The sequence below is a fragment of the Shigella sp. FC1567 genome, from assembly GCF_001743015.1.
Classification (GTDB): Bacteria; Pseudomonadota; Gammaproteobacteria; order Enterobacterales; family Enterobacteriaceae; genus Escherichia; species Escherichia coli.
Genome location: NZ_MIIV01000188.1, coordinates 21,915 through 33,316, shown reverse-complemented (window position 1 = coordinate 33,316; position 11,402 = coordinate 21,915). Strand labels below are relative to the sequence as shown.

General features: G+C 54.2%; 12 protein-coding genes and 2 pseudogenes. 9 read left to right on the top strand and 5 right to left on the bottom strand.

Annotation, left to right across the window (positions count from 1 at the left end; translation table 11 throughout):
• Positions 1-333: IS1 family transposase (locus tag BHE85_RS12480; RefSeq protein ID WP_216080651.1), on the top strand; the 333-nt coding region annotated here is incomplete at its 5' end.
• Between the two features lie 68 nt (positions 334-401).
• Here the strand turns inward: BHE85_RS12480 and actP are convergent.
• The 4 genes and pseudogenes from actP to BHE85_RS28425 form a co-directional block, all read right to left on the bottom strand.
• Positions 402-2,050 (bottom strand): annotated as a pseudogene (gene actP, locus BHE85_RS12475) (cation/acetate symporter ActP).
• Positions 2,047-2,361, bottom strand: a complete 315-nt coding sequence (locus BHE85_RS12470; protein ID WP_001014565.1) for a DUF485 domain-containing protein — start codon at positions 2,359-2,361, stop codon at positions 2,047-2,049. Before BHE85_RS12470 ends, actP begins: the two are co-directional and overlap by 4 nt.
• A gap of 131 nt (positions 2,362-2,492) precedes the next feature.
• Positions 2,493-3,881 carry an acetate--CoA ligase gene (gene acs / locus BHE85_RS12465; RefSeq protein ID WP_004988100.1) on the bottom strand — a complete coding sequence of 463 codons (1,389 nt, stop codon included), beginning with the start codon at positions 3,879-3,881 and terminating at the stop codon, positions 2,493-2,495.
• Positions 3,844-4,131 carry an AMP-binding protein gene (locus BHE85_RS28425; protein WP_458694261.1) on the bottom strand — a complete coding sequence of 96 codons (288 nt, stop codon included), beginning with the start codon at positions 4,129-4,131 and terminating at the stop codon, positions 3,844-3,846. Before BHE85_RS28425 ends, acs begins: the two co-directional genes overlap by 38 nt.
• Between BHE85_RS28425 and BHE85_RS28420 the strand changes: the two genes are divergently transcribed.
• The gene (locus BHE85_RS28420; RefSeq protein ID WP_458694260.1) at positions 4,039-4,299 is read left to right on the top strand and encodes a hypothetical protein; all 261 of its coding nucleotides are present in this window, start codon (positions 4,039-4,041) and stop codon (positions 4,297-4,299) included. The genes BHE85_RS28425 and BHE85_RS28420 overlap by 93 nt on opposite strands.
• Here BHE85_RS28420 and BHE85_RS28415 read toward each other — a convergent pair.
• Positions 4,269-4,373, bottom strand: a pseudogene (locus tag BHE85_RS28415) (acetyl-coenzyme A synthetase N-terminal domain-containing protein); the annotation flags it as partial. The gene BHE85_RS28420 and the pseudogene BHE85_RS28415 overlap by 31 nt on opposite strands.
• A 470-nt stretch (positions 4,374-4,843) precedes the next feature.
• Here BHE85_RS28415 and nrfA point away from each other — a divergent pair.
• The 7 genes from nrfA to nrfG are packed head-to-tail and all read left to right on the top strand — an operon-like array spanning position 4,844 to position 11,219.
• The gene (gene nrfA, locus BHE85_RS12460; RefSeq protein ID WP_000196875.1) at positions 4,844-6,280 is read left to right on the top strand and encodes an ammonia-forming nitrite reductase cytochrome c552 subunit; all 1,437 of its coding nucleotides are present in this window, start codon (positions 4,844-4,846) and stop codon (positions 6,278-6,280) included.
• A gap of 44 nt (positions 6,281-6,324) precedes the next feature.
• A complete protein-coding gene (nrfB, locus tag BHE85_RS12455; RefSeq protein ID WP_001296647.1) occupies positions 6,325-6,891 on the top strand; it encodes a cytochrome c nitrite reductase pentaheme subunit in 567 nt (188 codons plus the stop codon).
• Positions 6,888-7,559, top strand: a complete 672-nt coding sequence (nrfC, locus tag BHE85_RS12450) for a cytochrome c nitrite reductase Fe-S protein (protein WP_000220281.1) — start codon at positions 6,888-6,890, stop codon at positions 7,557-7,559. The genes nrfB and nrfC overlap by 4 nt, the downstream gene beginning before the upstream one ends.
• On the top strand, positions 7,556-8,512 hold the full coding sequence (nrfD, locus tag BHE85_RS12445) for a cytochrome c nitrite reductase subunit NrfD (protein WP_000195183.1): 957 nt from the start codon (positions 7,556-7,558) through the stop codon (positions 8,510-8,512). The genes nrfC and nrfD overlap by 4 nt, the downstream gene beginning before the upstream one ends.
• Positions 8,513-8,531: 19 nt before the next feature.
• Entirely contained in the window at positions 8,532-10,250 is a 1,719-nt protein-coding gene (locus BHE85_RS12440) for a heme lyase CcmF/NrfE family subunit (protein WP_071844807.1), read from the top strand.
• Complete coding sequence (gene nrfF, locus BHE85_RS12435) at positions 10,243-10,626, top strand: heme lyase NrfEFG subunit NrfF (RefSeq protein ID WP_001032546.1); 384 nt, start codon at positions 10,243-10,245, stop codon at positions 10,624-10,626. Before BHE85_RS12440 ends, nrfF begins: the two co-directional genes overlap by 8 nt.
• The gene (gene nrfG, locus BHE85_RS12430) at positions 10,623-11,219 is read left to right on the top strand and encodes a heme lyase NrfEFG subunit NrfG (RefSeq protein WP_000662608.1); all 597 of its coding nucleotides are present in this window, start codon (positions 10,623-10,625) and stop codon (positions 11,217-11,219) included. The genes nrfF and nrfG overlap by 4 nt, the downstream gene beginning before the upstream one ends.
• Positions 11,220-11,402 lie beyond the last annotated feature (183 nt).

Genomic DNA, 11,402 nt, shown 5'->3' with positions numbered 1-11,402 from the left:
TGGCTGTTTTACGCGTATGACAGGATACGGAGGACGGTTGTGGCGCACGTCTTCGGTGAACGCACTCTGGCCACACTGGAGCGTCTTCTGAGCCTGCTGCCGGCCTTTGAGGTCGTGGTATGGATGACGGATGGCTGGCCGCTGTATGAATCACGCCTGAAGGGAAAGCTGAACGTTATCAGCAAGTGTTACACTCAGCGCATTGAGCGACATAATCTGAATCTGAGACAACATCTGGCAAGGCTGGGACGGAAGTCACTGTCGTTCTCAAAATCGGTGGAGCTGCATGACAAGGTCATCGGGCATTATCTGAACATAAAACACTATCAGTAAGTTGGAGTCATTACCCATGCTGGAGAGGAAGAGTATTCCCCGGTCAGGCGACCGGGGAAGGGGAGAGATTAATGTGCGCGGCCTTGCTCAACGCCAAAGCCGGTCTGGGAGCGGATAAACTGCGCACGGAACAGTTCACGCTCGCGCGCACCTTCCGCTGAGTTATCGGTTGCCGAGAAGAACCAGATGCCGAGGAATGCCACGCTGATAGAGAACAGCGCCGGGTATTCATACGGGAAGATGGCTTTTTCGTGACCGAGGATCTGTACCCAAATAGTCGGGCCGAGGATCATCAGCACCACTGCGGTAATCAACCCCAGCCAGCCGCCCAGCATCGTGCCACGGGTAGTCAGTTTCGACCAGTACATGGAAAGCAGAATGATCGGGAAGTTACAGCTCGCCGCGATGGCAAACGCAAGGCCTACCATAAAGGCGATGTTCTGATTCTCAAACAGCATGCCGAGGATAATCGCAATCACACCCAAAATCAGGACGGTGATTTTCGATACCCGCAGTTCTTCACGTTCGGTCGCACCTTTTTTGAAGACGTTAGCGTACAAGTCATGCGAAACCGCGGATGCGCCCGCCAGCGTCAGACCCGCAACCACCGCGAGGATAGTGGCGAAAGCAACCGCTGAAATAAAACCGAGGAACAGGTTGCCGCCCACTGCATTCGCCAGGTGAACGGCCGCCATGTTGTTACCACCAATCAGATGGCCCGCCGCGTCTTTATATTCCGGATTCGCACCAACCAGCATGATCGCGCCGAAGCCGATAATAAAGGTCAGAATATAGAAGTAGCCCATAAACCCGGTGGCGTAGAACACGCTCTTACGTGCTTCGCGGGCATCGCTGACTGTAAAGAAGCGCATCAGAATGTGCGGCAAGCCCGCCGTACCAAACATCAGTCCCAGACCCAGAGAGAGCGCGGAGATCGGATCTTTCACCAGCCCGCCCGGCTTCATGATGTCGACACCTTTCGGGTGTACCGCCATCGCTTCGCTGAACAGATTATTGAAGCTAAAGCCGACGTGTTTCATCACCATAAAGGCCATAAAGCTGGCACCGAACAGCAACAGCACGGCTTTAATAATTTGCACCCAGGTGGTCGCCAGCATGCCGCCGAACAGGACGTACATCATCATCAGCACGCCGACCAGCACCACCGCAATGTGATAGTTAAGGCCAAACAGCAGCTCGATCAGTTTACCTGCGCCTACCATCTGGGCGATAAGGTAAAGCGCCACCACCACCAGAGAACCACAGGCCGAAAGAATACGAATCGGCCCTTGTTTCAGGCGGTAAGAGGCTACATCGGCAAAGGTGTAGCGTCCCAGGTTACGCAGACGTTCGGCAATCAGGAACAAAATGATCGGCCAGCCCACCAGGAAGCCCAGCGAGTAAATTAAGCCGTCATAGCCGGAGGTAAACACCAGCGCGGAGATCCCCAAAAATGAGGCGGCGGACATATAGTCACCGGCAATCGCCAGCCCGTTCTGGAAGCCTGTGATATTGCCGCCTGCCGTGTAGTAGTCGCTACGAGAACGTACGCGTTTTGATGCCCAGTAGGTAATGCCGAGCGTAAACACGACGAAAATCAGGAACATAATAATCGCCTGCCAGTTCGTTGGCTGGCGCTCTACGGCCCGCTAATAGCATCCGCGGCGTTAGCTGCGAAAGGGAGTGTGGCGGCAAGCGCCGTCAGAACTCTTTTCATGATGCTTGTACCTCATGCAGGACTTCATTATTAAGACGGTCGAATTCGCCGTTCGCCCGCCAGATGTAGATACCGGTGAGAACAAAGGAGATCACAATCACTCCAACACCAATTGGAATACCGCGTGTGACGCTGGTGTTCGGATTCAGCGGCGTGCCCAGCCAGCCGGGCGCGAAGGCGATCAGTAAAATAAAGCCGATATAAACTGCCAGCATAATAATCGACAGGATGGTGGCAAACCGTTGCCGTTTTTCGACTAACTCCCTGAAATGCGCATTGTCTTCTATCCGCTGATAAATAGTGCCATTCATCACAGATTCTCCAGAGGTAATGTAGGGATTGTTTTAATTCCCGCTCCCTTATGGGAGAAGGTTAACGCTCGGGTAACCCTTGCCGAATGTAGGCCGGATAAGGCGTTTACGCCGCATCCGGCAATTGTGGGTTACGATGGCATCGCGATAGCCTGCTTCTCTTCAAGCAGCTTCTCGACTACGCCAGGATCGGCAAGCGTCGAGGTATCGCCCAGGTTGCTGGTATCGCCCGCCGCAATTTTGCGCAGAATACGGCGCATAATTTTGCCGGAGCGGGTTTTAGGCAGGGAGTCGGTCCAGTGCAGCACGTCTGGCGTCGCCAGCGGGCCAATCTCTTTACGCACCCAGTTGCGGACTTCTGCGTACAGTTCTGGTGACGGTTCCTCCCCGTGATTAAGCGTGACGTAGGCGTAGATCGCCTGACCTTTAATATTGTGCGGAATACCTACTACGGCGGCTTCGGCAATCTTCGGATGCGCCACCAGCGCCGACTCAATCTCTGCCGTCCCCAGACGGTGACCGGAGACGTTCAGCACGTCGTCCACACGCCCGGTGATCCAGTAATAGCCATCTTCATCGCGACGCGCGCCGTCGCCGCTGAAATACATATTTTTGAAGGTGGAGAAGTAGGTCTGTTCAAAACGTTCGTGATCGCCAAACAGCGTACGCGCCTGACCCGGCCAGGAGTCGGTGATCACCAGGCTGCCTTCGGTAGCGCCTTCCAGCGGGTTACCTTCGTTATCGACCAGCGCCGGTTGCACGCCGAAGAACGGACGTGTTGCCGAACCGGCTTTCAGCCCGGTAGCGCCAGGCAGTGGCGTGATCATGAAACCGCCAGTTTCGGTCTGCCACCAGGTATCGACCACCGGACATTTCTCGTTGCCGATTTTTTTCCAGTACCACTCCCACGCTTCCGGGTTAATTGGCTCGCCCACGGAACCGAGAATGCGCAGCGACGAACGGTCGGTACCCTCGATCGCTTTATCGCCTTCCGCCATCAGCGCGCGGATCGCCGTGGGTGCGGTATAGAGAATATTGACCTGATGCTTGTCCACCACCTGCGCCATACGGGCAGGCGTCGGCCAGTTGGGTACGCCTTCAAACATCAGCGTGGTCGCACCGCAGGCCAGCGGGCCGTACAGCAAGTAACTGTGTCCGGTCACCCAGCCCACATCGGCGGTGCACCAGTAGATATCACCCGGATGATAATCAAAGACATATTTAAAGGTCAGCGCCGCGTACACCAGATAACCGCCGGTAGTATGCAGCACACCTTTTGGCTTACCGGTAGAACCGGAGGTGTAGAGAATAAACAGCGGATCTTCGGCGTTCATCTCTTCCGCCTGGTGCTGATCGCTCGCTTGCTCAACCAGGTCGTGCCACCACAGGTCGCGCCCTTCCTGCCAGTCAATTTTCCCGCCAGTACGCTTCAGTACCACCACATGCTCTACGCTGGTGACGTTCGGGTTTTTCAGCGCGTCATCAACGTTTTTCTTCAGCGGAATACTGCCGCCCGGCACGCACACCTTCGTCGGAAGTGATCACCAGTCGTGAGTTGGAATCAATAATGCGCCCGGCAACGGCTTCCGGCGAGAAGCCGCCGAAAATCACCGAATGCACCGCGCCAATGCGGGCGCAGGCCAGCATCGCAACCGCGGCTTCCGGCACCATCGGCATATAAATCGCCACCACATCACCTTTTTTAATGCCCAGCTCGAGCAGGGTATTGGCGAAGCGGCAGACGTCGCGGTGCAGCTCTTTATAGCTGATATGTTTGCTCTGGCTGGCGTCGTCGCCTTCCCAGATGATGGCGTACGATCGCCGTTTTCTTGCAGATGGCGGTCAAGGCAGTTTGCCGCCAGATTCAGCGTGCCGTCCTCGTACCATTTAATGGACACATTACCGGGGGCAAAGGAGGTGTTTTTCACCTTCTGGTAAGGTTTGATCCAGTCAAGAATTTTTCCCTGTTCGCCCCAGAAGGTATCAGGTACGTTAATAGATTGTTGATACATTGCCTCGTACTGCTGAGGGTTTATCAGGCAACGGTCTGCGATGTTGGCAGGAATGGTGTGTTTGTGAATTTGGCTCATGCTTTTGTTCTCCTTGTAGAATGTTAATAATATGTGACATAAGCGTTAAATGTAGGGGTATTGGCAGTTTTGTTTAGTATTTGGGCGACAGATCACGCAAAAGTAGAATTGTGCAAATAAACGGCAGGGTAATTTTTGAAGGTCAGCAACAAAAGTTGATTAATTCTTTGAGGAACATGCAGTTATGCATGCTGTTGAAAAAGAGGAAGATACTGACTAACTCTAAAGTGGTATTTTACATGCACTTACAATTGATTAAAGACAACATTCACAGTGTGGTTATTTGTTACACATAGGGGCGAGCAATGTCATGACAGTGTAGGTGCGGTTACTGTCGTGAAAAACAATAAAAACCGCCATTGCAACAATGGCGCAATTCGGATGAAGCCCCTATGACAAGGATAAAAATAAACGCACGCCGTATCTTCAGCTTATTGATTCCTTTTTTCTTTTTCACTTCTGTTCACGCTGAACAAACGGCAGCTCCCGCAAAACCTGTAACTGTGGAAGCGAAGAATGAAACCTTTGCCCCGCAGCATCCCGATCAATATCTCTCCTGGAAAGCCACCTCGGAACAGTCAGAGCGTGTTGACGCCCTGGCGGAAGATCCACGGCTGGTGATCCTGTGGGCGGGGTATCCCTTCTCGCGCGATTACAACAAGCCGCGTGGACATGCCTTTGCTGTGACCGATGTGCGTGAAACCCTGCGTACCGGTGCGCCGAAAAATGCTGAAGATGGTCCGCTACCGATGGCGTGCTGGAGTTGTAAAAGCCCGGATGTGGCGCGTCTGATCCAGAAAGACGGCGAAGATGGCTACTTCCACGGTAAGTGGGCGCGCGGCGGCCCGGAAATCGTCAACAACTTAGGTTGTGCCGACTGCCATAACACCGCCTCACCAGAGTTCGCCAAAGGCAAACCGGAGTTAACCCTTTCCCGTCCGTATGCGGCTCGCGCGATGGAAGCCATTGGTAAACCTTTTGAGAAAGCCGGACGTTTCGACCAGCAATCGATGGTTTGCGGTCAGTGCCATGTGGAGTATTACTTCGACGGCAAAAACAAAGCGGTTAAATTCCCGTGGGATGACGGCATGAAAGTCGAAAATATGGAGCAGTATTACGACAAAATTGCCTTCTCTGACTGGACTAACTCCCTGTCGAAAACGCCAATGCTGAAAGCGCAGCACCCGGAATATGAAACCTGGACAGCGGGCATTCACGGTAAAAACAACGTGACCTGTATCGACTGCCATATGCCAAAAGTGCAGAACGCCGAAGGCAAACTCTACACCGACCATAAAATTGGTAATCCGTTTGATAACTTCGCCCAGACTTGTGCGAACTGCCATACCCAGGACAAAGCTGCCTTGCAAAAAGTGGTCGCGGAACGTAAGCAGTCGATTAACGACCTGAAAATCAAGGTTGAAGATCAACTGGTTCACGCTCACTTCGAAGCGAAAGCAGCGCTGGATGCAGGCGCGACGGAAGCTGAAATGAAGCCAATTCAGGACGATATCCGTCATGCCCAGTGGCGCTGGGATCTGGCGATCGCTTCCCACGGCATTCATATGCACGCACCGGAAGAAGGTTTACGGATGCTCGGTACGGCGATGGATAAAGCGGCGGATGCACGCACCAAACTGGCGCGCCTGCTGGCGACCAAAGGCATCACCCATGAAATCCAGATCCCGGATATCTCAACCAAAGAGAAAGCCCAGCAGGCCATTGGCCTGAACATGGAACAAATCAAGGCCGAGAAGCAGGACTTCATCAAAACGGTGATCCCGCAGTGGGAAGAACAGGCACGTAAAAACGGTCTGTTAAGCCAATAACCCCGTTCCGCCTCGCAAGGGGCGGAAAACACAATGGAGTGAATATGAGCGTATTACGTTCGTTATTAACTGCTGGGGTGCTGGCGTCGGGCCTGTTGTGGAGCCTGAACGGAATTACCGCTACCCCTGCGGCGCAGGCATCTGGTGATCGCTACGAAGTTACCCAGCAGCGTAACCCGGATGCCGCCTGTCTGGACTGTCATAAACCAGATACCGAAGGTATGCATGGCAAACATGCTTCCGTTATCAACCCGAATAACAAATTGCCGGTCACCTGCACCAACTGTCACGGCCAGCCATCACCGCAACACCGCGAAGGGGTGAAAGATGTGATGCGCTTTAACGAGCCGATGTACAAGGTCGGAGAGCAGAACAGCGTCTGTATGTCCTGTCATCTGCCGGAACAGTTGCAAAAAGCGTTCTGGCCGCACGATGTCCACGTAACCAAAGTGGCGTGCGCCAGCTGCCATTCCCTGCATCCACAGCAAGATACGATGCAGACGTTAAGTGACAAAGGACGGATTAAGATTTGCGTCGATTGCCACAGCGATCAGCGCACCAATCCGAACTTTAACCCGGCGTCTGTTCCGTTGCTTAAGGAGCAGCCATGACCTGGTCTCGTCGCCAGTTTCTCACCGGCGTCGGCGTGCTGGCAGCCGTCAGCGGCACCGCAGGGCGCGTGGTGGCGAAAACGTTGAATATCAATGGGGTGCGTTACGGCATGGTGCATGACGAGTCGTTATGCATCGGCTGTACCGCCTGTATGGATGCTTGTCGAGAAGTGAACAAGGTGCCGGAAGGCGTCTCGCGCCTGACGATTATTCGTAGCGAGCCGCAGGGCGAATTTCCTGATGTGAAATATCGCTTCTTCCGTAAGTCTTGCCAGCACTGCGATCATGCGCCGTGCGTTGACGTCTGCCCGACCGGTGCGTCTTTTCGTGATGCCGCTAGCGGGATTGTCGATGTTAATCCTGATCTCTGCGTCGGTTGTCAGTACTGCATCGCCGCCTGTCCGTACCGCGTGCGCTTTATCCATCCGGTCACGAAGACGGCGGACAAATGCGATTTCTGCCGTAAAACCAATTTGCAGGCCGGTAAGCTGCCCGCGTGCGTTGAGGCTTGCCCGACGAAGGCGCTGACGTTTGGCAATCTGGACGATCCTAACAGTGAGATTTCGCAACTGCTGCGCCAGAAGCCTACTTACCGCTACAAGCTGGCGCTGGGAACCAAACCGAAGCTGTACCGCGTACCGTTTAAATACGGGGAGGTGAGCCAATGACGCAGACTTCCGCATTTCATTTTGAATCGCTGGTGTGGGACTGGCCGATTGCCATCTACCTGTTTTTGATTGGTATTTCTGCCGGTCTGGTGACGCTGGCCGTGCTGTTACGTCGCTTCTACCCGCAGGCGGGCGGTGCAGACAGTACGTTGCTGCGCACCACGCTGATTGTCGGGCCGGGCGCGGTGATCCTCGGTCTGTTGATCCTCGTCTTCCACCTGACAAGACCGTGGACCTTCTGGAAGCTGATGTTCCACTACAGTTTTACCTCGGTGATGTCGATGGGGGTGATGCTGTTTCAGCTTTACATGGTGGTGCTGGTGCTGTGGCTGGCGAAAATCTTTGAACATGATTTGCTTGCCCAGCAACAACGCTGGTTGCCGAAGCTGGGGATCGTGCAAAAGGTTCTGAGCCTGCTGACGCCCGTTCATCGCGGACTGGAAACGCTGATGCTGGTGTTGGCGGTGCTGCTGGGGGCTTATACCGGCTTTCTGCTGTCGGCGCTGAAATCGTATCCGTTCCTCAATAACCCGATCCTGCCGGTGCTGTTCCTCTTCTCCGGCATCTCGTCCGGTGCGGCGGTGGCGCTGATCGCCATGGCGATACGCCAACGCAGTAACCCGCATTCCACGGAAGCGCACTTTGTTCACCGGATGGAAATCCCCGTGGTATGGGGTGAAATCTTCCTGCTGGTGGCGTTTTTTGTCGGTCTGGCGCTGGGCGATGACGGTAAAGTTCGTGCGCTGGTGGCGGCATTAGGTGGCGGTTTCTGGACGTGGTGGTTCTGGCTTGGTGTCGCCGGGCTGGGGCTGATTGTGCCAATGTTGCTCAAATCGTGGGTCAATCGCAGTTCCGGCATTCCTGCCGTGCTGGCGGCGTGTGGGGCCAGTCTGGTCGGCGTGTTGATGCTGCGCTTTTTCATTCTCTACGCCGGACAGTTGACGGTGGCGTAAGCCAGAAAAGAGGTGGTTTCTGGACGTATTCCTTCCTGAAGTCGGTTTTCTGGCGTTGTTGTTAAGTCTCGGGGTCAACGTGTTGACCCCGTTGACGGCCTTTGCGGGAGTGCGGTTGCGCTGGCCTGCCATGATGCGACTCACTTGCATCGGCATTCTGGCGCAGTGCGCGCTCCTGCTGCTCGCCTTTGGCGTACTGACGTATTGTTTTCTCATCAGCGATTTCTCGGTCATTTATGTCGCCCAACATAGCTACAGCCTGCTGTCGTGGGAACTCAAACTGGCGGCGGTGTGGGGCGGTCATGAAGGTTCGCTGCTGCTTTGGGTGCTGCTGCTTTCCGCCTGGAGCGCGCTGTTTGCCTGGCATTATCGGCAGCAAACCGATCCGCTATTTCCGCTGACGCTAGCCGTTTTATCTCTCATGCTCGCCGCACTGCTACTGTTTGTGGTGCTGTGGTCCGATCCCTTCGTGCGGATATTTCCACCAGCAATCGAAGGCCGCGATCTCAATCCGATGCTGCAACATCCCGGTCTTATCTTTCATCCACCGCTGCTTTACCTTGGCTATGGCGGTTTGATGGTAGCGGCGAGCGTGGCGCTGGCGAGTCTACTGCGCGGCGAGTTTGATGCGGCCAGCGCCCGAATTTGCTGGCGCTGGGCGTTACCTGGCTGGAGTGCATTAACGGCGGGGATCATCCTCGGTTCCTGGTGGGCCTACTGCGAACTCGGCTGGGGCGGCTGGTGGTTCTGGGATCCGGTGGAAAATGCCTCTTTATTACCCTGGCTTTCTGCCACTGCGCTGCTGCACAGTTTATCCCTGACACGCCAGCGGGGGATTTTTCGCCACTGGTCGCTGTTACTGGCGATAGTTACTCTGATGCTGTCGCTGCTGGGCACCTTAATTGTCCGTTCTGGCATTCTGGTTTCGGTTCATGCGTTCGCGCTGGATAACGTCCGCGCCGTGCCGTTGTTCAGCCTGTTTGCACTGATTAGCCTTGCGTCTCTGGCTCTGTATGGCTGGCGAGCGCGGGACGGTGGCCCGGCGGTGCGTTTTTCGGGGTTATCGCGGGAAATGTTAATCCTCGCTACGCTGTTGCTGTTTTGCGCAGTGCTACTGATCGTGCTGGTGGGAACGCTTTATCCGATGATTTACGGTCTGCTGGGCTGGGGACGCCTCTCCGTTGGCGCGCCGTATTTTAACCGCGCGACGTTACCGTTTGGTCTGTTGATGCTGGTGGTGATTGTGCTGGCGACGTTTGTCTCTGGCAAACGCGTGCAGCTTCCGGCGCTGGTAGCTCATGCGGGCGTGCTGTTATTTGCCGCTGGGATCGTGGTTTCCAGCGTCAGCCGTCAGGAGATCAGCCTGAATTTACAGCCGGGTCAGCAGGTGACGCTGGCAGGATACACCTTCCGTTTTGAGCGCCTCGATCTGCAAGCCAAAGGCAATTACACCAGCGAAAAAGCGATAGTGGCACTGTTTGACCATCAGCAACGCATTGGTGAACTGATGCCGGAGCGGCGTTTTTACGAAGTACGTCGTCAGCAAATGATGGAACCGTCAATTCGCTGGAACGGCATCCATGACTGGTATGTGGTCATGGGTGAAAAAACCGGAGCGGATCGTTACGCTTTTCGCTTGTATGTACAAAGCGGTGTGCGCTGGATCTGGGGGGGAGGATTGTTGATGATTGCGGGCGCATTGTTAAGCGGATGGCGGGGGAGGAAGCGCGATGAATAAAGGACTTCTCACGCTACTGCTGTTATTTACCTGTTTTGCGCGCGCTCAGGTCGTAGACACCTGGCAATTCGCCAATCCGCAACAACAGCAACAGGCGTTAAATATTGCCAGCCAGTTACGTTGTCCGCAGTGCCAGAATCAAAACTTACTGGAATCCAACGCGCCGGTGGCAGTCAGTATGCGCCATCAGGTTTACAGCATGGTGGCGGAGGGGAAGAACGAAGTCGAAATCATTGGCTGGATGACCGAACGCTACGGAGATTTTGTTCGCTATAACCCACCGTTAACGGGTCAGACGCTGGTGTTGTGGGCGCTGCCAGTGGTGTTGTTACTGCTGATGGCACTGATCCTCTGGCGAGTGAGGGCGAAGCGATGAAAGAGCCCAAAATACCGGTGAAAATGCTGACAACACTCACGATTTTGATGGTATTTCTCTGTGTCGGCAGTTATCTGTTAAGTCCAAAATGGCAGGCGGTACATGCGGAATATCAGCGTCAGCGCGATCCGCTACATCAGTTTGCCAGCCAGCAAACCCCGGAAGCGCAGCTTCAGGCATTGCAGGATAAAATCCGCGCTAATCCACAAAACAGCGAACAATGGGCGTTACTGGGCGAGTACTATCTGTGGCAAAACGATTACAGCAATTCGCTGCTGGCGTACCGTCAGGCGTTGCAACTACGTGGTGAGAACGCTGAACTGTATGCGGCGCTGGCGACGGTGCTTTATTACCAGGCCAGCCAGCATATGACCGCCCAGACTCGCGCAATGATCGACAAAGCCCTCGCGCTGGACTCTAACGAAATCACCGCTCTGATGCTGCTGGCTTCCGATGCGTTTATGCAGGCGAATTACGCGCAAGCCATCGAACTATGGCAAAAAGTGATGGATCTCAACTCACCCCGGATCAACCGGACACAGCTGGTCGAGTCGATTAATATGGCGAAATTGTTGCAGCGGAGATCGGATTAATCATCTGGTGATGAAGATTATGTTATTGAGCTGCATAAAAAATAATCGAATGAACATATGCCAAAAATAATCACTAATCAGTATTATTGCAGATTAAACAAATAAAAATCTTTCCATAACAAATGGTTATTCATTAATCCTGACATAAACTCGCGTTATTATGCATTAATGCAGCGAAAAGCT